Origin of the sequence: Mesorhizobium sp. M7A.F.Ca.MR.176.00.0.0, assembly GCF_004023165.1 — a bacterium.
In the GTDB taxonomy this organism is placed as follows: domain Bacteria; phylum Pseudomonadota; class Alphaproteobacteria; order Rhizobiales; family Rhizobiaceae; genus Mesorhizobium.
Window position 1 is genome coordinate 43,734 of the sequence record NZ_RZTC01000022.1, and the last position, 23,807, is coordinate 67,540.

At 64.4% G+C, this 23,807-nt stretch carries 23 protein-coding genes and 2 pseudogenes; 11 read left to right on the plus strand and 14 right to left on the minus strand.

Features of this window, described 5'->3' with window-relative positions; translation table 11 throughout:
- Positions 1-35: 35 nt before the first annotated feature.
- The 8 genes from EOB59_RS10255 to EOB59_RS10290 all read right to left on the minus strand — a co-directional run bounded on the left by EOB59_RS10255 (position 36) and on the right by EOB59_RS10290 (position 9,168).
- Positions 36-1,205 carry a substrate-binding protein gene (locus tag EOB59_RS10255; RefSeq protein ID WP_127327020.1) on the minus strand — a complete coding sequence of 390 codons (1,170 nt, stop codon included), beginning with the start codon at positions 1,203-1,205 and terminating at the stop codon, positions 36-38.
- An 81-nt stretch (positions 1,206-1,286) separates the two neighbouring features.
- Complete coding sequence (locus tag EOB59_RS10260) at positions 1,287-1,988, minus strand: ABC transporter ATP-binding protein (protein WP_127811113.1); 702 nt, start codon at positions 1,986-1,988, stop codon at positions 1,287-1,289.
- A 2-nt stretch (positions 1,989-1,990) separates the two neighbouring features.
- Positions 1,991-2,695 carry an ATP-binding cassette domain-containing protein gene (locus EOB59_RS10265; RefSeq protein WP_127327022.1) on the minus strand — a complete coding sequence of 235 codons (705 nt, stop codon included), beginning with the start codon at positions 2,693-2,695 and terminating at the stop codon, positions 1,991-1,993.
- On the minus strand, positions 2,692-3,678 hold the full coding sequence (locus EOB59_RS10270) for a branched-chain amino acid ABC transporter permease (RefSeq protein ID WP_127811111.1): 987 nt from the start codon (positions 3,676-3,678) through the stop codon (positions 2,692-2,694). Before EOB59_RS10270 ends, EOB59_RS10265 begins: the two co-directional genes overlap by 4 nt.
- Positions 3,675-4,532, minus strand: a complete 858-nt coding sequence (urtB, locus tag EOB59_RS10275; protein ID WP_128288298.1) for an urea ABC transporter permease subunit UrtB — start codon at positions 4,530-4,532, stop codon at positions 3,675-3,677. The genes EOB59_RS10270 and urtB overlap by 4 nt, the downstream gene beginning before the upstream one ends.
- A 4-nt stretch (positions 4,533-4,536) precedes the next feature.
- The gene (locus tag EOB59_RS10280; RefSeq protein ID WP_128288299.1) at positions 4,537-5,658 is read right to left on the minus strand and encodes a class II histone deacetylase; all 1,122 of its coding nucleotides are present in this window, start codon (positions 5,656-5,658) and stop codon (positions 4,537-4,539) included.
- Between the two features lie 84 nt (positions 5,659-5,742).
- Positions 5,743-8,469 carry a LuxR C-terminal-related transcriptional regulator gene (locus tag EOB59_RS10285; protein WP_128288300.1) on the minus strand — a complete coding sequence of 909 codons (2,727 nt, stop codon included), beginning with the start codon at positions 8,467-8,469 and terminating at the stop codon, positions 5,743-5,745.
- The gene (locus EOB59_RS10290; RefSeq protein ID WP_128288301.1) at positions 8,470-9,168 is read right to left on the minus strand and encodes a GNAT family N-acetyltransferase; all 699 of its coding nucleotides are present in this window, start codon (positions 9,166-9,168) and stop codon (positions 8,470-8,472) included.
- Positions 9,169-9,337: 169 nt separating this feature from the next.
- Between EOB59_RS10290 and EOB59_RS10295 the strand changes: the two genes are divergently transcribed.
- Genes EOB59_RS10295 through EOB59_RS10310 form a run of 4 tightly spaced genes read left to right on the plus strand, consistent with a single transcriptional unit; the run spans position 9,338 to position 13,672 of the window.
- A complete protein-coding gene (locus EOB59_RS10295; RefSeq protein ID WP_164895621.1) occupies positions 9,338-10,633 on the plus strand; it encodes an ArgE/DapE family deacylase in 1,296 nt (431 codons plus the stop codon).
- Complete coding sequence (locus tag EOB59_RS10300; RefSeq protein WP_128288303.1) at positions 10,630-11,688, plus strand: phosphotransferase; 1,059 nt, start codon at positions 10,630-10,632, stop codon at positions 11,686-11,688. Before EOB59_RS10295 ends, EOB59_RS10300 begins: the two co-directional genes overlap by 4 nt.
- The gene (locus tag EOB59_RS10305; RefSeq protein ID WP_164895622.1) at positions 11,689-12,999 is read left to right on the plus strand and encodes an aspartate aminotransferase family protein; all 1,311 of its coding nucleotides are present in this window, start codon (positions 11,689-11,691) and stop codon (positions 12,997-12,999) included.
- 16 nt (positions 13,000-13,015) lie between these two features.
- Entirely contained in the window at positions 13,016-13,672 is a 657-nt protein-coding gene (locus EOB59_RS10310; RefSeq protein ID WP_128288304.1) for a GntR family transcriptional regulator, read from the plus strand.
- Positions 13,673-13,680: 8 nt separating this feature from the next.
- Here the strand turns inward: EOB59_RS10310 and EOB59_RS10315 are convergent, their stop codons facing one another.
- Genes EOB59_RS10315 through EOB59_RS10335 form a run of 5 tightly spaced genes read right to left on the minus strand, consistent with a single transcriptional unit; the run spans position 13,681 to position 18,410 of the window.
- Positions 13,681-14,985, minus strand: coding sequence for an FAD-dependent oxidoreductase (locus EOB59_RS10315; RefSeq protein ID WP_127398651.1), 1,305 nt, complete (start codon positions 14,983-14,985; stop codon positions 13,681-13,683).
- Positions 14,982-15,965 (minus strand): branched-chain amino acid ABC transporter permease, encoded by a 984-nt coding sequence (locus EOB59_RS10320; protein WP_164874023.1) that lies wholly within the window; start codon positions 15,963-15,965, stop codon positions 14,982-14,984. The genes EOB59_RS10315 and EOB59_RS10320 overlap by 4 nt, the downstream gene beginning before the upstream one ends.
- Positions 15,962-16,870 carry a branched-chain amino acid ABC transporter permease gene (locus EOB59_RS10325; protein ID WP_127327031.1) on the minus strand — a complete coding sequence of 303 codons (909 nt, stop codon included), beginning with the start codon at positions 16,868-16,870 and terminating at the stop codon, positions 15,962-15,964. Before EOB59_RS10325 ends, EOB59_RS10320 begins: the two co-directional genes overlap by 4 nt.
- The gene (locus EOB59_RS10330; RefSeq protein ID WP_127381440.1) at positions 16,867-17,616 is read right to left on the minus strand and encodes an ABC transporter ATP-binding protein; all 750 of its coding nucleotides are present in this window, start codon (positions 17,614-17,616) and stop codon (positions 16,867-16,869) included. The genes EOB59_RS10325 and EOB59_RS10330 overlap by 4 nt, the downstream gene beginning before the upstream one ends.
- Positions 17,613-18,410 carry an ABC transporter ATP-binding protein gene (locus tag EOB59_RS10335; RefSeq protein ID WP_127398307.1) on the minus strand — a complete coding sequence of 266 codons (798 nt, stop codon included), beginning with the start codon at positions 18,408-18,410 and terminating at the stop codon, positions 17,613-17,615. The genes EOB59_RS10330 and EOB59_RS10335 overlap by 4 nt, the downstream gene beginning before the upstream one ends.
- 126 nt (positions 18,411-18,536) lie before the next feature.
- On the opposite strand from EOB59_RS10335, the gene EOB59_RS10340 reads away from it, so the two are divergent.
- The 7 genes and pseudogenes from EOB59_RS10340 to EOB59_RS10370 all read left to right on the plus strand — a co-directional run.
- Complete coding sequence (locus tag EOB59_RS10340) at positions 18,537-19,271, plus strand: GntR family transcriptional regulator (RefSeq protein WP_127270675.1); 735 nt, start codon at positions 18,537-18,539, stop codon at positions 19,269-19,271.
- On the plus strand, positions 19,268-19,750 hold the full coding sequence (locus EOB59_RS10345) for a DUF3830 family protein (protein ID WP_128288305.1): 483 nt from the start codon (positions 19,268-19,270) through the stop codon (positions 19,748-19,750). The genes EOB59_RS10340 and EOB59_RS10345 overlap by 4 nt, the downstream gene beginning before the upstream one ends.
- Entirely contained in the window at positions 19,751-20,104 is a 354-nt protein-coding gene (locus EOB59_RS10350) for a TIGR04076 family protein (RefSeq protein WP_127270671.1), read from the plus strand.
- Positions 20,101-21,156, plus strand: a complete 1,056-nt coding sequence (locus EOB59_RS10355) for an aldo/keto reductase (protein ID WP_127811104.1) — start codon at positions 20,101-20,103, stop codon at positions 21,154-21,156. Before EOB59_RS10350 ends, EOB59_RS10355 begins: the two co-directional genes overlap by 4 nt.
- Positions 21,153-21,581: a hypothetical protein gene (locus EOB59_RS10360; RefSeq protein WP_128288306.1), complete on the plus strand. Its 429-nt coding sequence runs from the start codon at positions 21,153-21,155 to the stop codon at positions 21,579-21,581. Before EOB59_RS10355 ends, EOB59_RS10360 begins: the two co-directional genes overlap by 4 nt.
- A 48-nt stretch (positions 21,582-21,629) precedes the next feature.
- Positions 21,630-22,889 (plus strand): ABC transporter substrate-binding protein, encoded by a 1,260-nt coding sequence (locus EOB59_RS10365; RefSeq protein ID WP_127266586.1) that lies wholly within the window; start codon positions 21,630-21,632, stop codon positions 22,887-22,889.
- A 117-nt stretch (positions 22,890-23,006) separates the two neighbouring features.
- Positions 23,007-23,180 (plus strand): annotated as a pseudogene (locus EOB59_RS10370) (FAD-linked oxidase C-terminal domain-containing protein); the annotation flags it as partial.
- 22 nt (positions 23,181-23,202) lie between these two features.
- On the opposite strand, the pseudogene EOB59_RS10375 reads toward EOB59_RS10370, so the two are convergent.
- Positions 23,203-23,793: pseudogene (locus tag EOB59_RS10375) on the minus strand (LysR substrate-binding domain-containing protein); the annotation flags it as partial.
- Between the last annotated feature and the right edge of the window lie 14 nt (positions 23,794-23,807).

Here is a 23,807-nt window from a genome sequence, read left to right on the forward strand (position 1 = left end):
ACAAGCCGCCGTCAGGATTGCTTGGGCGGAAGACCCTACACCTTGCAGTAAGGCGTCACCGGCTCGATGGTGCCGAAGTCCTTAGCGATCTCGTAGCCGATGCCGTCGGCCGCCGCCTTGCCTACATAGGAATGGCACAGCGTGTGGTTGTTGGTGGCGTCGACACGGATCTTGCCTTGCGGTGCGTCGAACTCGATCGACGGCAGCGCGGCCAGCACATCGTCGTCCTTCAATGATCCAGCCTTCTCGGCGGCCAGCGCATAGAGATGCAGGCCGTTGTAGCCGGCCTCGCCGATGCCGTTGACCATCTTCTCCTGGCCGAATTTCTCGCGGAAGCTCGAGATGAACTTCTTGTTGACCGGGTTGTCAAGCGCCATCCAGTAGGGTTGCGGCGCATAGGTGCCGGCCGCCACGCCGGGCGGCAGCGCGTCCTTGTTGAAGACCTCGTCGAGCGGGGCGATCAGCGGCTGCTTGATGTCGAAGCTGCGATACTGCTTGAGCTGGGTGACGGCGTCGTTGCCGACCACCATCGACCAGACGACGTCGGGCTTCAGCGACTTGATCTTCTGGAAGGCCGGGCCGAAATCGGTGGTGCCGAACGGATAATAGTCGGCGCCGATGATCTTGCCGCCGGCCTTCTCATAAGCCGCCGTGATCGCCTCGGTCATCTTCTGCGGCCAGGCATAGTCCGAAGCCATGACATAGATCGTCTTGCCGAGGTTCTCGGCCACCCACGGCATCATCGGGTCGACCTGCTGCATCGGGATCGGGCCGGTGGCGACGAAGTAGCGGTTGCATTCGCCGCCTTCGAAATTGGTCGGGTAGAAGAACAGCTTCTTGGCCTTCGAGGTGACCGACAGCGTGGCGCTGCGCTCGGGCGAAATGATCGTGCCCATGATCACGTCGACCTTGTCTTCGTTGATGAGCTTGCGCGCCTTGTCGATGGAGCCCTTGGTCGTGGTCTGGTTGTCCTCGATGATGAGCTCGACCTGGCGTCCGCCAATGCCGTTGGCGGCGTTGAGCTCGGCGGCGGCCAACTTGTAGCAATTGAGCAGCGTCTCGCCGAGGATCGCCTGCAGCCCGGTGATCGGGATCGACAGGCCGACCTTGACGGTGTCGGCGGCGCGCAGGATCGACGGCGCGCCGACGATGGCGAAGGCGGCCGCGGCGCCGCCGGATTTCAAGACAGTTCTTCTGCTTATCATTGTTGTGTTCCCTTCCAGTCCCAGGCGCGCCCCATGCACGCCTTACAAAGCCAACAGGTCCAGGCGCGCTTCGGGCGGGCCCTATAAAGCCAACAAATCCTTGAGCAGGGTCTCGTCGGCGAACGCCTCCGGCGCGCCTTCATGGACGATCCTGCCCTTCTCCATCACCAGACAACGGTCCGATGCCTTGAGAACGAGATCGAGATTCTGTTCGACCAGAACGATCGCGATGCCGCGCTCGCGGGCTATGCGCGGCACCAGTTCGGCGATCGACTGCACGATGTTCGGCTGGATGCCTTCCGAGGGCTCGTCGAGCAGCAGCACCGACGGCAGACCGCAGAGTGCGCGGCCGATCGCCAGCATCTGCTGCTGGCCGCCCGAAAGCGTGCCGGCGACCTGCGCTTCGCGTTCGCGCAGGATTGGAAAATAGCCGAAGATGTCGGCCGGAATGCCGCCGTCGCCACGGTCCTTGGCGGCGCGGGTGCCGACTTCCAGGTTTTGCCGCACCGTCAGCTGGTTAAAGATCCCGCGCCCCTGGGGCACATGCGCGATGCCTGCGCGCGCGCGGCGGAAAGCCGGAGCGTTGGTGAGGTCCTGGTCGCGGAGGATTATGGCGCCGCCGCTTGCCCGCAAGCCGCCGGCGATGACGCGCAACAGCGTCGTCTTGCCGGCGCCGTTGCGGCCGAGCAAGCCGATCACTTCGCCCGGCGCGACGCTGAGGTCGATGCCGTTCAGCACGGGGAGCAGACCGTAGCCGGCCGACACCGCCATTGTCCGCAGCATGATCAGCGCCTCCCCAGATAGACATCGCGGACCATCTCGTCGGTCTCGATGTCATGGAAAGGACCGCTGCGCAGCCGGCGTCCCTGATGCAGCACCAACGTCTCGCAGTTCAGCGCCCGCACGAAGCGGATGTCGTGCTCGACGGCAACAATCGAGAACTCGCCCTTGAGGCGCAGCAGCATCTGCGCCGTCGCCAGCGTCTCCTGCGGCGTCATGCCGGCAGTGGGTTCATCGAGCAACAGCAGGCGCGGCTCTATGGCCAACGCCATCCCGATCTCCAGCCATTGCTTCTGGCCATGCGCGAGCTCGCCGGCCAGCGTGGCGGCACGGTTACCGAGCGCGACCAGTTCCAAGAGTTCACCAACCGGGCGCACTGGCGAAGGCGCGCCCCAGCGCGCGACCTTCAGATTGTCCTCCACCGAGAGGTTCGGGAAGACCGAGGGAATCTGGAATTTGCGGGCGATGCCGAGCCGGGCGATGCGATGCAGCGGCAATCCGGCGATGTCATGGCCGAGGAAGCGCACGCTGCCGCTGGTCGGACGCAGCGTGCCGGTCAGCACGTTGAGGAAAGTGCTCTTGCCAGCGCCGTTCGGCCCGATGATGCAGCAAAGCTCCTTGTCTCGTACGGTGAGGTTCAAAGCCTCCAGCGCCTGCAGTCCGCCAAAGCGGATACCGACATTTTCAGCCTGGAGCAGGATGTCGCTCATTGCGCGCGCCTCCTGCCCTTGAACAGGCCTTTCAGCCGCGCGTAGATCGACAGGATGCCATCCGGCAGGACGAAGACGATGATGACGAAGACACAGCCGAGCAGAAGGGGCCATAGGCTCGGGTTGAAGCTGCTGATCGTCTGCTGCGCGCGCTGAATGAAGATGGCGCCCAGTACTGGCCCAAGCAGCGTGCCGCGTCCGCCGACCGCCACCCAGACGACAACTTCCGTCGACAGAAGCAGCCCGGACAGATCGGGTGCCACCAGCCCGGCCATGCAGACATAGAGGGCGCCGGCAAGGCCGGCGATCGCCGCCGACAGGACGAAAGTGACAAGCAGCCGCAACGGCGCATTGTGGCCGAGCGCGGCCGCCCGGATTTCATTGTCTTGAATGGCGGTCAGCACCGTGCCCCAGCGGCCACGGCTGATCAACCAGAGCGCCAGCACCGTCATGGCGACGATGGCCGAGACGAAGATGTAGCTGGGCAGATCCTGGCTGAGATCGACGTGCAGCCCGCCAAGATCGAACTCGATCGGCGGGATGCCGATCAGGCCGCTGTCGCCGCCGGTAACCGAGCTCCAGGAGACCGCGGCCTGCTGGCAGATGACGCCCATGGCCAGCGTGACGATGGTGAAATAGCTGCCACGGATGCCGCCGAAGAACAGGAAGTAGCCGATGATGGCGGCGACGAAGGCCGCACCCGCCACCGCACCCATGATGCCGAGTAAGCTTCCAAAGGGGATGGCATCATTGAGTGTGACCAGCGCCATGATGTAGCCGCCGATGCCGAAAAAGGCGGCGTGGCCGAAACACAGGATTCCGGTGCGGCCCCAGAAGAAGTCGAGGCTCGCCGCGAAAAGGCCGAAGATCAGCGCGTCGCGGATCACCGTCAGCTGATAGCCGCCGGCAAAGAACGGATAGATGATCGCGAGCGCCACGCAGGTGGCGAAGATCAGCAGCCAGTTGCGATCACGGGCGATCATCGCGACGCTCCGTTGAACAGACCGTTGGGCCGCAGACGGACAGCGACGATAGCAGCCAGCAGCACGATCGCCTGCGCCAGCGACGGCGAGATCTGATAATTGAGGATGCTGGTCATCCCGCCGACGAAGACGCTGCCGGCGACAAGGCCGCCAATCGAGCCGACGCCACCGACGATGACGACGAAGAAGGCGTTGGCGAGATAGTTCACCCCCATCTGCGGCAGCACGATCGCCAGTGGCGCGACCAGTCCGCCGGCAAGCCCGGCGATGGCCGCGCCGAAGGTGAAGGCAATGGCGTAGGTACGCCGCGTGTTGATGCCGACGCCCTCGGCCATCTCGCGGTTCTGGATGACGGTTCGGATATCGAGGCCGAAGGGCGTCCGGCTGATCAGCAGGATGACGCCGAGCAAGGTCAGCATGGCGATGCCGATCAGGATCAGCCGGTAGGCCGGATAGACGGTGAAGACGAGATCGAGCGTGCCCTCGATCGGCGGCGTCACCGGCTTGGCGCCGAGGCCGAAGGTCAGTTCCAGCCCTTGCTGCAGGATCAGGCTGACGCCCCAGGTGGCGAGCACGGTCGAGACAGGCCTGGAATAGAGATGGCGGATGATGGCGAATTCGAGGATGCAGCCGACCACCGCGCCGGCGATGGGCGCGGCGGCCAGGCCCAGCCAGAAAGAGCCGCCCATGCTCTGGACGAAATAGACAGCGAAGGCGCCGACGGTGACGAACTCGCCATGCGCCAAATTGGTGACGTTCATCAGCCCGAAGCTGATCGCCAGCCCGAGCCCGACCAGCATCAGGATGCTGATCAGCGTCAGCGCGTTGAGCAGCGTGGTGATGAGAAAATCCATCGCGTCAGGCCGCGCTTGCGAGACGTTGGCGCAGGCCGGCGAGCAGCCCCTCCGCGGCATCGATCGCAGCAGCCTGGTGTGGCTGCAGATCCTGCCCAGCCCACTCGTCGATATGGTCCGACAGCGGATCGACCACTTCGGTACGGTGATTGGCCAGCGTCTCGATGACGGCATGGCCGCAGAACGGCACATAGCCTTCGGAGTAGCCGCCTTCATGGGTCATCATCAGGCGCCCTTGCGAAGTTTCGGCGGCCAGCGCCACCATGCGCGCGGCGAGCCGCCTGAAGCATTCGCTGTTGAGCATCATGCGGCCGAGCGGATCGAAGCCGGACGCATCGAAGCCGGACGCGACGATGACGAGGTCCGGCCTGTAGGCGCGCAGCGCCGGCGCGACGACGCGGTCGAAGGTCGCTTCATAGGCGCCGGTGCCGCTGCCGGCCGGCAGCGGGATGTTGATGTTGTAGCCTTCGCCGGCATCTTTGCCGTTGTCGGCCAGCGCACCACGCCCGGTCGGGTAGAGATTGTCCTGATGCAGGGAAATGGTCAGCACCGACGGGTCGGAATAGAACACCGTCTCGGTGCCGTTGCCGTGATGCACATCCCAGTCGACTATCGCCGCGCGCCCGAGCAGGCCTTCATGCTGCAGCCGGCGGACAGCAACGCCGATGTTGGAGAACAGGCAGTTGCCCATCGCCTGGTCGGGTTCGGCATGATGCCCCGGCGGCCGCGCCAACGCATAGGCATTGTCGACGCGGCCGGTCAGCACCGCGCGCATGGCGGCATAGGTGGTGCCGGCAGACAGCAGCGCGATGTCGAAGCTGTTGAGACCGATCGGCGCCTGTGGTCCGGCGAAACCGGAGCCACGCTCGCTCAGCATGCGGATATCGTCGACATGGCGTTGCGTGTGCACGCGCAGCAGGTCTTCGACCGAGACCGGCTCGGGGATGATCGGGACGAGATGGCGCGACAGGCCGCTGACCTGGATCAAATTGTTCAGCCGGCGCTTCGAGCCAGGCGATTCCAGATGGCGGCCGGGTTCCACGAAACGGCCGGGCGGCATCATGTCGGCACTGGAGCCGGTGTCGTGCCACATCAGCTGTTCGTGAAAAACGTAGCCTGTCGCCATCCGCAGCGTCCTCCGAAAACCAGGTGACGCTAGCAGGCTGACGATCATGTGGCCCGACCCGAAAGAGGGGTTGTGCCCGCTATTCTATACCCCTCCTTTCGGAGGGGGATGGGCGCCTGCTGACCCTTGCGCGGCGCGCACCGCCTGCACCCGGTTGGATACCGCAAGCTTGCCGAAAATGTTCTTCAGGTGCCATTTCACCGTGGTTTCGCTCACCGACAGCGCCAAGGCGATATCGCGATTGGACATGCCCTCAGTGAGATAGCGCAGCAGTTCGGCCTCGCGCTGGGTGAGCTGTTCCTTCTCAGCGGCTGGTGCGGCCAGCTTGCGTGTCGCGACAGGCATTGTCTGCGCGGCGTCGATGATGCGCGTGGCATAGGCTGACAGTGCTGGATCGGTCTTTGACCGGGCCGCACGCAGCCGCCTCAACCCTTCGACGACAGGCCTTCCCTCGTCGACGAAGGAACGGATGAAGCCTGACGGCTGGGCAAGACGAAGTGCTTCGAGAAGATAACGGTCCGCCACGCGTTGGTCATGGGTGGCGCTGACTGCCTTGGCGCGCAGGATCAGCGCGAGGATATGGCGGCGCATGCGCCCGCTGCTTTTCGTTCGCACCAACAATTCGTCGAAAATACGGGCGGCCGCGGCATAGGATTTCTCGGCCGTCAGCAGGCGTCCTTCGGCGAAGAACTCGAACTCGTTGGCTGTGGTGATGGCCATCGAAGCCTCGGTCCCTTCGCCGCGATGCTCGGTCAGCAGCGCGCGCGCCTCGACATTGCGGTTCTGGTCGAGCAGCACACGTATGCGGTCATGCACGATCATCGATGCCAGGCGGCGATAGACGGTGCCGCGCACGCGTTGATAGACGCGCTCAAGCATATCCAGTGCCGCTTCGGTGCGGCCGGTCAGCTGCAGCACGCGGGCATAGGTCGGCACGCTGGCCAAGGGATAGACGATGACCGCAGCGCCTTCGATCTGCGGTCCGAGATTCTCGACCAGCGTCAACGCCTCGCCCGACGCATTGGTCTCGTAGGCGAGTTCGGCAAGCAGCGTTCCGGCTAGGGCTTCGGCATAGGAGTTTGCACCGATCCGCGCCCTGGCCTCGATGATGGCGTTGCGCAGCAGCCGCTCTGCGGCGGGCAGGCGGCCCGCCGAACGCTCGATCACGGCCATGTAGCAATTGGCGATGGTGACGCCGAGCAGGCTGCCGCTTCGCTCGTGCGCCCGTCGTGCCGCGTCGATGGCGGCGCGGGCACCTTCGAGGTCGCCCAGCGCATAGAGGTTGTAGCCTATTACGTTGGCGGTCGCGCCCTCCATGAACCAGGCATCGGGCGCGATGACGCGCAGGGCCGCAAGGGCTGTGTCGCGCGCCTGATCGAACTGCTCCAGCGTGCTGTGCACGGCAGCGGCAAGGACCACCAGCTCGGCCTTTATCGTCGTGCCGGTCATGGTGCCCGGGTCACTACAGTCGGCCGGTCCGGCCTCGACCAGCTTGCGCGCGTTGCTAAGCGTCTGCTGCGCAATCTCGGGTTGGCTGCTGTGCACCGCCAGCCACAGCACGACGAGTTGCAGCCGGATGCGCTGGTCAATCAGCGTCCTCGGCAGCAGCGCAAGCAACTGACGCACATAGAGGAGCTGGCACTGGGCGATGAGGTCGAGCGCATTGTTCTCGACGAACACCGCCGCGCGGGCCTGGTCGCCGGCGGCCAACGCGTGCCCGATCGCCTCTGTCAGCATCTTGCGCTCGCCGAACCATTCGGCGGCCGCCAGATGCAGCGGCGCGATCATCTCCGGTTCGCGCCGCTCCATTTCGCGGCTGAGGAAATCGCGGAACAGATGATGGTAGCGGAACCAGCGCCGTTCTTCGTCGAGCGGCACCAGGAACAGGTTGCGCGTCTCGACCTCGGTAATCGCCGCCTCGGCATCGGGCGCCCGCATCACCGCTCGGCAGGCCTCGGCACTGAAGCGTTCGAAGATCGAACTGTAGAGCAGGAATTTTGCGATTGCCGGCGGCAGTTCCAGGAACACTTCGCCCATCAGGAAGTCGGCGACGTTTCGGTTGGCGCCGGTGAAGTTGCCGATGACGGTTTCGGGTGCATGTGCGGCACTCAGCGACAGCGAGGCCAGTTGCAGGCCGGCGGCCCATCCTTCGGTGCGCGAGCACAGGGTTTCCACCGCACCGCTGCTGACGCTCAGGCCCAGCTTCTCGTTGAAGAAAGCCTCGGCCTCGGACGAGGCGAAACGCAGATCGTCGGGGCCGATTTCGAAGACGTCGCCCAGCACCCTGAGCTTGCCGAGTTGCAGATCGGGCAGGCTGCGCGAGCCGATGACGAAGGCGACGTTTGCTGGCGCCTGCCGGGTCAGACGCTCCATGAACCGCTTCACCGCCGTCGCCTCGACGGCGTGGTAGTCGTCGAAGAACATGGTGATGTCGGCCTCGCGCGCCGCCAGACCCGCCACAAGTGCCGAGAGCACGACATCGAGCTGGGGGATCGGGCTCGACTGGAAGGCAAGATCGAGTTCCGCCGGACTCTGGACCAGTTGGCGCAGCGCGCCCACCAGATGCGACAGGAAGGCGCCCTCGTCATTGTCCGTCGCTTCGCAAGACAGCCAAGCGGTCAGCCGGCCGTGGCGCGCGACTTCCGCGGCCCATTGCGCCATCGTCGTCGATTTACCAAAGCCGGCGGGCGCGGCGAACAGCACGATGCGCGTGTCGATATGGCGTTCCAGCGTCGACAGGATGGTCTCGCGGCGAACCCATCGGCGATGGTGCGGCGACGCTTGGCTGACGGATTGCGGGGCTGTTCTCATCTAGGTCCGCGCAACTTGTCGCTTTTCCGGGGAAAGCGCGGCTCCCTTGCCATTGCTCCACTCCGTTTCGATCAGCGGAATCTGCGGTGCGGCATCGCGCGGCAAGGTTCCCTTGATCCGGGGATCGTCGACGATCTCAAATCCGGTCGCGAAGGGCACGAACCCGCAGGCACTGTAGAACCCGATGACACTGTGATGATCGAAGCTGCTTGTATGCAGCCAGATGCGGCTCGGGTTGAGACGCCATGCGAGGTCCAGTGCCCCGGCCATCAGCCGTTTGCCGAAACCCCTGCCGGTCAGGGACGGGAACAGGCCAAAATAGGTGATCTCGATCTCGCTGCTGTCGGCGACGAAGAATTCGACCATACCGAGATGCGCGCCGGTCTCGTCATGGCCGTAGTAGAGATGCTGGCGTGGATCGGCGAAATGCTCGGTGATTTCGGCATCGGACATTTCGGAAACACGGTCCCAAAGCCAGGGCGCGCCGATCTCGAGGAAGATCGCCCGATAGGAAGCGCAGTGGGGCGTCGTGATCCGTGTCATGGCCAAGGGGTGCGCGAGATCGGGCTGCGGCGAGCGCGCCTCCATCCACGTCACCGCATTGGCAAGCTTGCCCGCCGGCAGGCGATGGTAGCCAATGGCGAGATCGGTGATTTCGGCCGGCATCGTGTCTTCGGTGATCAACGCATTCCCCGTCATGTCTTCCAGAGATAGCAGTATCGGCTTGCTGCATCCGATGCCAACTCCCCAAGAGCATGGCAGCATCGAACGGCAAACCCTGGACTGAAAGTTTGGCGCGTATGCCTCTTGCATTTCACAGGAATGGCATATGAGATATGATACACCATCCAGAAGAAAGTGAAATATGATGCCTGAGCGGATTGCGGACGAGGCCATTCTTAGCGCGGTCGATCACGGCTTCGCGCGGCAGGTAGCGTTTCTGCAAGAGCTCGTGCGTTTTCCTTCGCAGCGTGGCGAGGAACATGCCGCACAATCGTTCATGGCGGCTGCCTTTGAGGCTGACGGCTATGCCCTCGACATGTGGCGCGTCGATGTCGATGCGATTCGCGACCTGCCGGGTTTTTCACCCGTGGCAGTTTCTTATGACGACGCCTTCAATGTCGTTGCCACGCATACGCCGCGAAACGCGACCGGCCGCTCGCTGATCCTCAACGGCCATATCGATGTCGTGCCGACCGGACCGTTCGACCGCTGGGTGCGCGATCCCTACGACCCGGTGATCGAGGACGGCTGGATGCATGGCCGTGGCGCCGGCGACATGAAGGCCGGCCTGTCCGCCTGCCTCTATGCGCTGGCCGCATTGCGCAGCCTTGGCTATCAGCCGGCCGCGAACGTGTATCTCCAGTCGGTGGTCGAGGAAGAATGCACCGGCAATGGCGCGCTTGCCTGCCTGCAGCGCGGCTACCGCGCCGACGCCGCCTTCATTCCCGAACCGCTGGAGCCGAGGCTGATGCGGGCACAGGTCGGGCCGATCTGGTTCCGGGTCGAGGTCGACGGCGACCCGCAGCATGCGTCGGGTGCATTTTCGGCCGGGGCCAATGCCATTGAAAAGGCATTTGGGATCATCCAGGCGCTGAAGCAACTCGAAATCGTCTGGAATGCGCGCAAGGTCGACGACAAGCATTTCCGTGATCACCCGCACCCGATCCGCTTCAATCTCGGCAAGATCGAAGGGGGCGAATGGACATCGAGCGTTCCGGCGCGATGTGTCTTCGAGATGCGCGTCGCCACCTATCCCGGCCAGAGGCTCGAAGACGCGAGAGCCGAGCTCGAGGCCTGTATCGCCGAAGCGGCGCGTGCCGATCCGTTCCTGGCCAATCGTCCGCCGAGCCTCACCTACAACGGCTTCATGGCCGAAGGCTATGTGCTGGAGGGTGCCGACGAGATGGAAGCCGTGCTGCGCCGCAGCCACACCGCCGTCTGGGGCGAGCCGCTGACGGAGCACGTCACCTCGGCGACCACCGATGCGCGCTTCTTCGGCCTCTATGCCGACACGCCGGCGATCGTCTATGGCCCGATCTGCCGCATGCCGCATGGTTATGACGAGGCGGTCGATCTCGACTCGGTGCGCAAGGTCACCCAGACCATCGCGCTGTTCATCGCCGACTGGTGCGGGCTTGAACCTATCGAGGCTAAGCCATGAATGCGGCCGTCCCCGATGCGTTCGGCGAAACACTCGCCGAGGACGCGCCTGATGTTTCGGCGGCCGAAGCGCTCGCCATCCTGCGCCGGTACTATGGGCTGACCGGCACCGCGCGTCCGCTGCCTGGCGAACGCGACCACAATTTCCACATCCAGGCCGACGGCGAGCGTGAGTTCGTTCTAAAGATCTCCCATCCGGCGGAAGAGGCCGGCTTCACCGATTTCCAGAACAAGGCGCTCGACCACATCCTTGCAGTCGACCCCACCTTGCCGGTTCCCTCGGTGCGCAAAAGCCTTGAAGGCGAAGCGCAATTTGCGGCCAGTGTTGGTGGATCGGCGCCGCGCATCATCCGGCTGGTGACTTATCTGCCCGGTCAGCTGCTGTCGCGCTCGCCGACTTCCGATGCGCAGGATCGCAATCTCGGCGTCTTCCTCGCCCGCCTTGGCCGGGCGCTGCGCGGCTTCTTCCACCCGGCCGCTGGCAACGACCTGCTCTGGGACATCCGCAAGGTCGCCAAGACACGGCCGATGATGGCGCATATCAGTGATCCGAGCCGGCGGGCGATGGTCGAGCGCGCGATCGACTCCTTCGAGCAGCATGCGGCGCCGGTCATTCCCACCCTGCGCGCGCAGATCGTTCACAACGACATGAACTCCTACAATGTGGTGATGGACGCGTCGCGGCCGGAGATCGTCAGCGGCATCCTCGATTTCGGCGACATGATCCATTCGCCGCTGATCTGCGACCTCGCCATCGGCGCCGTCTATCGCTGGCCGGCGGAAGGCCATCCGCTGGCGCCGGCCGCGCGCTTCGTCGCCGGCTATCAGTCCGTGCAGCCGCTCGAGGAGGAAGAGATCAGCATTCTCTTCAATCTGATCCGTGCCCGCCTTGCGCTCATCGTCAATATCGCCAGTTGGCAGGCCGAGCGCTTCCCGGCCAAGCGCGACTATGTGCTGCGCCTCGCCACCGAGGTCTGGGCCTCGCTTGAAAAGCTGGATGGTCTGTCATCCACCGATGCCCGCCGCTATTTTCTCGACAATTCCAATCCGGAGTAAATGCTCGTGTCCCAGTCCTCGCCATATCCTTCAAATGCCGACGCGGCAGCATCGGAGCGCGCGCTGCTCGAGCGCCGCGCCAGGCTGCTCGGGCCGACTTATCGCGCCTTCTACCGCAACCCGATCCATCTGGTGCGTGGCAGCGGTGTGTGGCTCTACGATGCCCAGGGTCGCAGATTCCTCGACGCCTATAACAACGTCGCCTCGGTCGGACACTGCCATCCGCGTGTCGTCGAGGCGCTGTCGGCGCAGGCCGCCACGCTCAACACCCACACACGCTATCTCAGCGAGATCATCCTCGACTACGCGGAGAAACTTCTCGGCACCGTGCCGGCCCACCTCGGCCATGCCATGTTCACCTGCACCGGCAGCGAGGCCAACGACCTCGCCATCCGCATCGCCCAGCATTCCAGCGGCGGCACCGGGGTGATCATCACCGACTTTGCCTATCACGGCGCCACCATCGCGACGGCGCAGCTGTCGCCGGCGGCGGTCGGGGCAAAGGGCGTGCCCGCGCAGCACCGCACCGTGACAGCGCCGGACACGTTCCGCGACCATGGCCGGGCCGCGCATGATTTCGCCAGAAATGTCGCGGCCGCCATCGAGGACATGGGCGCAAAGAATATCCGGCCGGCAGCGCTGCTTCTCGACTCGGCCTTTTCCAGCGACGGTATTTTCTTTCCGGATGCGGCGGTGATGCGCGAAGCGGCGGATCACGTCAAAAAGGCCGGCGGCATCATCATCGCCGATGAAGTCCAGTCCGGCTTCGGCCGGCTTGGCCAGGGAATGTGGGGTTTCGCCAATTATGGAATCGAGCCCGACATCATCACGATGGGCAAGCCGATCGGCGATGGGCACCCGATGGGTGCCGTGCTGGTGCGGCCGCAACTTGTCGCCTCCTTCGGCTCGAACACCGGTTACTTCAACACTTTTGGCGGCAATCCGGTCGCTGCCGCCGTCGGCCTCGCCGTTCTGGAGGTGATCGAAGGTGAAGGACTGATCGAGAATGCGCGCAATGTCGGCGCCTATACGGCTGAGCTGCTGCGAGCCCTGCAGAGCCGGCATGGCGCGGTCGCCGATATCAGGCACAACGGCCTCTATTTCGGTGTCGAGCTGACGGCGGACGGTGACGAGGCGCTGGCCGCCACCAAGACATCGGCGGTCGTCGAAGCCATGCGCGAGGACGGCGTGCTGATCTCGTCCTGCGGTCCGCACGGCAATGTGCTGAAGATCAGGCCGCCACTGCCGTTTGCCAGGGACAACGCCGAGCAACTGGCTGAGACGCTCGATCGCGCTTTGTCGAACTGGTGATCGGAGCGCGCCGCGCATGCTTAAGCTCGAACATCAAACCCTGAATGACCGCGCCTATGGCGCGCTCAAGCAGGAGTTGATTTCAGGCGGCTTCAGCCCGGGGCAGACGCTGGTTATACGCAAGCTCGCCGAGACGTTCGGCATCTCGACCACGCCAATCCGCGAGGCGCTGCAGCGGCTTGTCGCCGAGCGACTGCTCGAGATGCAGAACAACCGCTCGGTCATCGTGCCGTTGCTGTCCGCGCCTGCCTTCGAGGAACTGACGCGCATCCGTATCGCCGTCGAGGGACTGGCGGGCGAGATGGCGGCGACCAGGATGAGCGAAAGCGGGCTGGCTGACATACAGGCGACGCTCGCCGCCATGCAGCGTGCCATCGAGGCCGGCGACGCCAGGGCCTATCTCTCGTTGAACGAGGCGTTCCACTTCGCCATCTACCAGCATGCCGGCGCGCCGATCCTTTTGAACATGATCCGCGACCTCTGGGGGCGGGTTGGGCCTTATCTCAAGCTGCTGATGCAGGCCGATCGCTACATCCCGCACTCCAACGACGCGCATCGCGAGATCGTCGCCGCACTGGAGCAGCGCAGCGGCCCCACTGTGCGGGTCTTCATAGAAGAGGACATCGCGATGGCGGCCGCCGTGCTGTCGGCAAACCTTGACGCTGCCAGGTAACCGTCGGCCTAGCTCGTCCCGTCCAGCCGGTCGCGCAGCATGCTCCAGCCGAGCAGCATGTTGGGCGCATGCCGCAGCAAGGCATGGAACGGGATTGGCGCCGGCGACGCATAGGGCAGCGGCAGGTCGCGGGCCTCGGTTCCAGAGGCCCAGTCCGCCAGCACCTTGCCCATCGCCGTTGTCATCGCGATGCCGCGGCCGTTGCAGGCGCGTCCGGCGATCAGGCCCGGACCGAGGTCGATCAGGTGCGGCAGGAAATCCGGTTCAACCGCTGCCATTCCCGACCAGCTGTAGGCAAGCGGCGGCAGGTCGGGCAGACCGAGATGCCGACCAAGCCTTCGCCAAATCGTCTGCGGTACGCGCGTGTCGGCACCAGCGCCAAGGATGTTCATGCCGCCGCTGATCAGCCGGTTTTCGGCGTCGAAGCGGAAGGTGAACAGATTGCGTCTGGTGTCACCGACGCCTTGCCCGCCGGGAAGCAACCGGCTGCGTACTTCACGAGGCAATGGCGCTGTCGCGGTCTGGAAGACTTTCAGCGGGAAATAGGTTCGCTGCAATGACGGATTGAGGGACCAGCCATAGGCGTTGGTGGCGATCAGCACCTTGCCGGCGCGTACTGAGCCAGATGGGGTTTTTAGCATCCAGCCATCGGCTATGCGATCAACCGAGGCGACGCGCGTCTGCTCGAAGACCTTCGCGCCGGCTTTCTCCGCCGCATCGGCAAGCCCGCGCGCATAGGCGACCGGATTGAGCACGCCGCCGCAACGATCCATCCAGCCGCCGGCATAGCCCGGCACGCCCGTCAGGGCTTCGATTTCCTGCCGGTCCAATGTGACTGCCGGCCGGCCAAGCTGTGCCCATTGCCCGGCACGTGACTTGACCTTCTCGAAGGCGGCAGGCGAATGCGCAGGCTGGATCCATCCGTTCTGCACGGCGTCGCAGTCGATGCCGTGCTGCCGGATCAGGCGGAAGACCAGGTCGGCGCTGCCGGCGGCGAAATCGATCAGCCTTTCGCCGCGCGACGGTCCGAGATGGGCCAGTATGTCGACTGGATCCATTTTGGCGAAGTTCGGCACGACAAAGCCCGCATTCCTGCCGGTCGCACCCCAGGCGATGAATTCGGCTTCGAGAACGGCGACGGAAAGGCCTTTCCCCGCCGCGTGCAGCGCGGTGGAAAGACCGGAAAAGCCACCGCCGACGATGGCCAGGTCGACAGCGAGCCCGCTCTGCAGCGCCGGCCGCTCGCGGCGGTTGCGGCTGACGGCATGCCACAGCGAAGCGCCATGCGTTTCCCGCCGAACCGTGGCATTCATGACGGCGAAATGCTCCTGGCCGTCGCCGCCTTCGCCCGCTTACCTAACCAGGACCGCCGCGGTCTGTCGCCGAATAGGCCGTTCGGCCGGATCAGCAGTATGACGCAGAGCATGACGCCGATGGCGGCGATCTGCAGCGCGGCGGCGCGAGCCTGCTGTTCCGGCGGGAAGAGGATGCTGGTCAGCGTGCCCGATCCGGCCCATATCGCCCACACCAGGATGCTGCCGATGACGGCGCCGAGATTGCTGCCGGAACCGCCGACGATCAGCATCACCCAGACCTGGAAGGTCAGGATCGGCAGATAATTGTCCGGCGCGATGAAGCCGGTGAAATGCGCCTGCAGCGCGCCGGCCAGCGCCATGATGGCGCCGCCGACGGCAAAGGCCTGGACGCGGTAGAAACGCGCGCTCTTGCCAAGCGAGATCGCCGCCCGCTCATCCTCGCGCAACGCCTTCAAGACCCGCCCCCACGGGCTGCGCGACAAATGTTCCAAGGCGAGATAGGCGATCAGCGTCACCACCGAGACCACGCCAAGGTTGGACAGGTTGAACAGCAGCGGCGTCTCGGCAAGGCTGCCGAAGGGGCGCGGAATAAAACCGATGCCGAACGGGCCGCCGGTCAGTTTCTGCGCGTTGAGCGCGACCAGTTGCACGACGACGGCGACGCCGAAGGTGGTGATCGCCAGATAGTCGGATTTCAGCCGCAGCGTTGCCATGCCGGTAAGCGCTGCAGCGATGCCGCCGACGACCATGGCGCCCGCCCAGCCGACAAGGATCGGCAGGCCGAAGCCGCCCAGCCGCGCGGCATCGTCCGGTGTGGTCAGCAGCGCCGATGTGTAGGCGCCGATGGCGACGAAGCCGGCGAGGCCGACATTGAACAGCCCGGTCAGGCCCCACTGCAAATTGAGCCCTAGCGTGACCAGCGAGAAGATCAGCGCTGTGGTCAGGAAGAAGGCGCCGTAGCCGAGCAGGTCCATCAGCGTTCCCTCACACCAAACAGGCCGATCGGCCGCACGAACAGCACCGCCATCAGGATGATGAAGGAAACGGCGGCGCGCCACTCGGCGCCGATCAACTGCACCGCACCAGCCTCGGCGAGCCCGATGATCAGGCCGCCGAGCACCGCACCGGGAATGCTGCCGATGCCGCCGAGAATGGCGGCGGCGAACATCGGCAGCAGCATGTCGAAGCCCATGAACGGGCGGATCTGCACCAGAATGCCGATCATCACGCCGGCGACGCAGGCGAGAGCGCCGCCGATGACCCAGGTGACGCGCACCACGCTGGCGACATCGATGCCGACGATGCGGGCCAGCGCCGCGTTCTGGCTCAAGGCCTGCATCGAGCGGCCGGTCTGCGTGCGCGTTATCAACAGATGCACGCCGAGCACCAGCACCGCGGTCAGCAGCAAAAGCGCGATCTGGTCGGGTGTGATGCGGATGCCGAAGCCGACCGGCATGGCGATCTGGATCGCGCGGCTGAAATAGGTCGGCCGCGAGGTGAAGGTGAATTCGAGCAGGCTTCTCAGCGCCATCGAGGCGCCGAAGCTCGCCATCACCACGATGATCGCCTGGCCTTGCGAGCGAAGCCGCGAAAACAGCACCTTGTCGAGCAGCAGCGCCAAGAGCGCGGTGAAGGCCATGCCGATAACGAGCGCAACAATGAGCGGCCAGCCGAAGGACAGCGGTGCGATCGGCGCCACCTTGCCTACTGTCGCACCGATGGCGCTGACGACGGCCAGCGTCGCATAGGTGCCCCATGCCATGAAGTCGCCATGGGCGAAGTTCGAGAAGCGCAGGATCGAATAGGTAAGCGTCACGCCGATGGCGCCGAGGCCGATCATCGAACCCGTCAGCAATCCGTCGACGACAAATTGCAGGCTCATGCCTCACCTCCTTTCCCTGCCTTAGATGGGCGCTGGCCGAGATAGAGTTCGGCGACCACCGGATCGTTCCACAATTCGGAGGCGATGCCCTCGTGCCGGTCCTTGCCTTCGACCAGGACATAGGCGCGGTCGCCGATGGCGAGCGCCGCCTTGGCATTCTGTTCGACCAGCAGGATGGTGACGCCGGACTTGCGGATGCCGGCCAGCATCTCGAACACCATCGAGACGAATTTCGGCGACAGGCCGGCCGACGGCTCGTCCAGCACCAGCACTCTGGGGTGGACGATCAGCGCCCGTGCGACAGCGAGCATCTGCCGCTGTCCGCCCGACAAATTGCCGGCGGCGGTGCGGCGCTGGCGGACGAGGTCTGGGAAGGCGGCATACATCTCCTCGATGCGGGCAGGGATTTCGCGCCGCTCGAGGACGCCGCAGGCGACCCTGAGATTGTCCTCGACCGACATCAGCGGGAAGATGTTTTCGGTCTGCGGCACGAAGGCCAGTCCAAGCCGCACCATGGTGTGGGCAGGCGCAGCGGTAATGTCCTTGCCGTCCAGAAACACCGTGCCACCGGTGATCGGGACGAGGCCGGCGATGGCCTTGATGAAGCTCGACTTGCCGGCGCCGTTCGGGCCCAGCACGACGACGATCTCGCCTTTTTTGACAGTGATCGAGGCGCCGCGCACGATCGGCACGCCGGGCTCGTAACCGGCTTCGAGGTCGCGGACATCGAGGACGATCTCGCTCATGCCGCGCCTCCGAGATAGGCCTCGATGACACGTGGGTCGCGAGCGACTTCTTCGGCCGTGCCTTCGCTGAGCAGCTGGCCGCTCGCCATGACGAGGACGCGATGGCAAAGCCGCGTCACCATATCGATATTGTGCTCGATCAGCAGGAAGGTGATGCCACGCGCGTTGATGTCCCGGATGCGGTCGATGATGACCTCCAGCAGCGTCGCGTTGACGCCGGCCGCCGGTTCGTCGAGCAGTATGATCGCCGGGTCGGCCATCATCACGCGGGCGAGTTCGAGCAGCTTGCGCTGGCCGCCGGAAAGCACCCGCGCCGGCTCATGCGCGAGATGGGTGAGGGTGACCAGTTCCAGCAGTTCGAGCGCCTTTGTCCTGGCGGCTCTTTCCTGCGCGGCGACGCGCCATGGCGTGATGAAATTGGCGAGCAGCTTTTCGCCGGCCTGGCCCTGTGCGGCCAGCATAATGTTTTCGATCAGCGTCAGATTGGGCAGCGGGCGCGGGATCTGAAAAGTTCGGCCAAGGCCATGACCGATGCGCAGATGCGCGGCTTCGCCCGAGACAGGCGTGCCGTTGAGTAGGATCTCGCCGCTGGTCGGCAGGATGCTGCCGGCGAGCAGGTCGAACATCGTCGTCTTGCCTGCACCATTGGGGCCGATCAGGCCGAGGATTTCTCCCGCTTTGACGTCAAACGAGACATCGTTGACCGCGACAAGGCCGCCGAACCGCCTGACGACATTCCTTGCCGTCAGAACCGGCGCGCGGGTTTCCCCTTGCCGTTTGGTTGCCTCGCTCATCAAACCCTCTGGCCGAAGACGATCGTTGCCGTCTCCTGATTATGATTTGTGATCACACTTGCTTTGATCACGCTATTCGGCTTTAATTTCATCCGCAAGCCGAAAACCGGCCAAGAACGGAATTCCATGCAAAAGGCTGCCATCGAAAAGAACAACGAGGCGATCGCGGCCCAGCTTGCGCCAGTCGGCCGCGAAACTGTGCAGGACCGCGTCTACTCGGAATTGCGCCGCGCCTTGATCGGCGGCCTGTTCGAGCCGAGCCAGGTGCTGACCATCCGTGGCCTAGCTGACGCCTTGGTCACCTCGACCATGCCGGTGCGCGAGGCGCTCGGCAGGCTGATCACGGAAAAGGCGCTGGAGGCGCTGCCCAACCGTTCGGTGCGTGTGCCGCCGATCACATTGGAACGGCTGGATGATCTCTTGCGTGCCCGCATCCTGATCGAGGGCGAAGCGATCGCGCTGGCCGCCGCCCGCATGGGCCCGCGCCAGATCGCCACCATCGAAACCATTCTCGGCGAATGGGACGAGATGCGGGCGCTGAAACACAAGAAGGACGTCGATCGCGAAGTGACGCTCAATCAGAGCTTTCATTTCGAGATCTACCGCTCCTGCGGCTCGGCCGTGCTGATCCCGATGATCGAGAGCCTGTGGCTGCAATCGGGGCCCTGCATCCGCGTCGCTATCTATGCCTTCTCGGAGGCCGGCGAAGTCGACACCGCCCAGTATCACCGCCGCATCGTCATGGCGCTGTCCACGCAGGATGCGCAGGCGGCGCGCGAATCGCTTGTCGCCGACATCAGCCGCCCCTTCACCTTCCTGCGCAGCAAGCTGCAGGCCGCCGCCGCGAAAGACCAGACATGACCGCCATCAGGATCACCGAGCCGCGCTCGCAGCTTTCCGTCACGGCGCTGCTGCTGCCCGAGAAGGCACCGGAAAACGCTGCCTTCCTCTCGGCCTATCTCGGCACGCCACGTGTCGTCCCTGGCATCCATGCGATGTGGACGGGGCCGGAAATCTCCTGTCCGGTTCCCGCGGCCGATCTCGAGGGCCAGGCCTATGCGAAACCGTTGCCGGCCGAGAACGCGACGCTGACGCCGCAGCCGGGCGACATCGTGCTTTCCTACGTGCCGCCACGCATGTGGGGCGGCAATCCCAATGCGATCTTCGACATCGGCCTATATTACGGGCAGGGCGCGCGGCTCTTGTTCCCGATCGGCTGGCTGGCCGGCAGCGTGGTGGCGCAAGTGCGCGTCGAAGAGCGTGACCGGTTTGCCGCCGCATGCGGTGTTATCCGCCGCAACGGCGCCTGCGATGTTACCTTCAGCCTGGTGGAGGCCTGAATGGCCGACGACAGTTTCGAGCTGTTCGATCTTCGCGTCGAGGCGGTCATCCCCGAGGGCAAGCCGATCTATTGCGGCGCCAAGGAAGGCGACTATTTCGAACTTAAGGGCGAGATGCTGTCGATGCCGGCAGGACAGGGTTTTTCGATCTATTCGCTTGCCGCCGTCTTGCCGCTGCTGGCGGCGAAACAGCGCCCGACTCACCCGAACGACTGGATGACCTCGGACGCGGAGATCGCTTGTCCCGATCCCAATTGCGCCAGCCGGCTGAGGATCGTCAGGATGGCCAAGCGGCGGTTCAGCCACGCCGAGACCACGGCGGTGCCGCTGCCTAAAGAGGATGACCTGAGATGAGTGCCAAGACCTTCGAACTCGGCTCTGGCTACACCATCTCGCGCGTCATCCGCGGCGGTTGGCAGCTGGCCGGCGGCCACGGCGCCATCGACCGCAGCCAGGCGGTGGCCGATCTGATCGCCACCTTCGATGCCGGCATCTGGACCTATGATTGCGCCGACATCTACACCGGCGTCGAGGAATTGATCGGCGCCGCGCGCCTGCGACTGGCCAGTGAGCGCGGCCTCGATGTCGCCGCCCGGATGAAGGTGCACACCAAGCTGGTGCCCGACCTCGAACGGCTGGCCAGCATCAGCCGCGACTACATCAGGAGCATCGTCGACCAGTCATTGCGGCGGCTGAAGACCGAGCGGCTCGATCTCGTTCAGTTCCACTGGTGGGATTATGACCAGCCTCGCTATGTCGAGGCGATGGGCTGGCTCGACGAGCTTCGGCTTGAAGGCAAGGTGCGCAATCTCGGCACCACCAATTTCGACACGCCGCGCCTGGCTGAAATCCTTGCCGCCGGCATACCGCTGGTCAGCCAGCAGCTGCAATATTCGGTGCTCGACCAGCGGCCTGGCAACAGCTTGGCGAACCTCGCCGCCAAACACGGCGTCAGCTTCCTCTGCTATGGCTCGGTGGCCGGCGGCTTTCTCAGCGACAAATGGCTCGGCGTGGCCGAACCGGCCACGCCGCTCGAAAACCGCTCGCTGGTGAAATACAAGCTGATCATCGACGATTTCGGCGGCTGGGGCCTTTTCCAGCACCTGCTTCAGGCGCTGAAGGCCGTTGGCGACCGCCACGGCGTCGACATCGCCACCATCGCCAGCGCCTGGGTGCTGGAGCAGCCGCAAGTGGCGGCCGTCATCGTCGGCGCCCGCAACCAGGCGCATGCGCTGGCCAATGCAAAGATCATGGACGTTGCGCTCGACGCCGAAGACCGGGCGCGGATTGCCGCCGTCATCGCGCAAGGCACCGGTCTCGAGGGCGACGTCTACACGCTGGAGCGCGACCGTCACGGCCGTCACGGCTCGATCATGCACTACAACCTCAATGCGGGGAAGAAATGAGCGACGAGCCCTCCCTGTTTTCACGCGCCAGCGCCGAAATCATCGACCTGCACCGCTTCTTCGTCGACTGGTTCGTCGCTGCGCGCGCCAACACGGTGGACTTCGGCCGCTTCGAACGCGCCATGGGCAAAGACCTCAGCATGGTGGCGCCGGACGGGCAGATCCTCGACCGCGAAGCGGTCATCGATCATGTCGGCGCAAGCCGCGCTTCCTGCGACGATGGTTTTGCCATTTCGATCGAGGACATCCGGCCCGGCTGGCAGGACGCCGATACCATCGTCGTCCTCTATGTCGAAGCGCAGCTGCGCGCAGGCAAGCACAGCCGCCGCCAGTCCAGTGCCGTCTTCACCACCAGTTCATCGGCGCCCAACGGCGTTGAATGGCGACATCTGCATGAGACCTGGCTGCAGGTGCCGGAACGCTGAACAGGCTCCAGAATTCAAATACAGTCGAGTAACGAAAGGGGAACAACAATGACAAAGACGATACTCCAACTCACCACCGCGCTCGCCCTCGTCACGATGGCGGGTGCTGCGCAAGCCGCCGATTGCAAGATCACCGTCGGCCTCGTCATGGAGCTGACCGGCCCGGCCGGCGAATACGGCCAGGCCGGCGCCAAGTCGGTCGAGATGGCCTTCCGCGACATCAACGGAGCCGGCGGTGTGCGCGGCTGCGATCTCGTCACCGACACGCGCGACAGCCAGAGCCAGGGCAACGTCGCCGTTGACGCCGCCACCCAGCTGGTTCAGGTCAAGAAGGTGCCGGTCATCATCGGCGGCATCATCTCCTCGGTGTCGATCCCGATCCTGACTTCGGTCACCGCACCAGCCAAGATCGTCCAGGTCTCGCCGGCTTCGTCCTCGCCGACGCTGACCGCGCTCGGCCGCGACGGCAAGACCAACGGCATCTTCTTCCGCACCATCACCTCGGATGCGCTGCAGGGCGTCGCCGCCGCCAAATACGCCGTCGACAAGGGTTTCAAGAAGCTGTCGATCATCCATGTCAACAACGATTTCGGCGTCAACATGGTGGCCGAATTCTCACGTGCCTACAAAGCGCTCGGCGGCACCATCGTCTCCGACACGCCCTACAATGAGAAGCAGTCGAGCTATGCCTCGGAAGTCACGGCGGCAATGGCCGGCGAACCGGACGGTCTTTACCTCGTCAGCACGCCGGTCGACGGCGCTACGGTCGCCCGTACCTGGATCTCGCAGGGCGGCGTGCAGAAATTCCTGCTCAATGACGGCATGAACAGCCCGGACTTCATCGAATCCGTCGGCGCCGATTATCTGAAGGAAGCCTACGGCACGTCCTCCGGCACCAGCCCGACGGCCTCGACGGAGTATTTCACCAAGAACTACAAGGAATTCTCCGGCATCGAACCGACCAATCCGGCGGCCGACCGCTCCTATGACGCCGGCGCGATTGTTGGTCTGGCCATCGCCATTGCCGGTTCTGAGGACCCGGCCAAGATCAAGGATGCGATGTACAAGGCCGTCGATCCGGCCGGCACGCCGATCTTTGCCGGCAAGGAAGAGTTCGCCAAGGCGCTCGGCCTGATCAAGGACGGCAAGCCGATCCGCTATGAAGGTGTCATCGGCCCTGTCGCCTTCGACAAATATGGCGACATCACCGGCCCGTTCCGGCTGTGGAAGATCGTCGACGGCAAGGTGGCCACCGACGGCGAAATGACCACCGACGACGTCAACGCCCTGCAGGCCAAGCTTCAGTAAGACAACTCTCCGGTATCGATCACGATCCATCGTGATCGATACAGGACGATTGTCCTGTTTTACATTGCCGACGGACACGGACGACGTCGCTTTGCGTGGACGATCGTTTGCCCGGCAGGCGGCGTTTCGGCCGAACATGGCATCGGCCTCGACAAGAAGAAGTGGCTGCATCTGGTCCGCAGCGACGCCGAGATCGCCACGATGCGGCGGCTGAACGCAGCGCTTGACCCGAGAAACATCCTCAATCCGGGACGGGTCTTCGACCTCGACCCGACTGCCTTCTGCCGATGACGATCCCGCACAGCCTGACGCATCAGCCGCTTTGCCTTGCCGCTTCGCGGATGGTCTGCAGCAGGATGGAAAAGGCCGGCGAGGGCGCGGTGTCGGTCCGCATGGTCAGGCCGACCGGTCCCTTGGTTTCCTCGGTGTTGACCGGCAGGGCGACGAAGGCGCCGCTGCCGAGTTCATTGGCAACGACGCCAGCCGAAATGATCCAGACGGCATTGCTTTGCCGCAGGAAGGCGCGGCCGAAGGAGTCTGAAACGGTTTCGATCTCGGTTGCCGGCGCCGTCATGCCGTTGGTGATGAACAGGCGGTCGACGAAGGGGCGGATGACCGATTCCCGCGTCGGCATCAGCATCGGGAATTCGTCGAGCCGTGCGAACACATCCTGTCCCGGATCAAGCAGCGGATGTCCGGCTCGCACCACGAACAGCACCGGTTCAGAATAGAGGTGCTCGAAGAAGAAGCCGGTCATGTTTTCCGGCGCCGCCAGCCTTCCGACGACGAGATCGAGCGCTCCGGTGCGCAACTGTTCGAGCAGCACGGCGTTCTCGCCGGTGACGATCTTGATCGCCGCACCTGTGTCCTCCTCAAGGAACAGGCCCATGGCGAGCGGTATCACCCCTGTCTCTTATA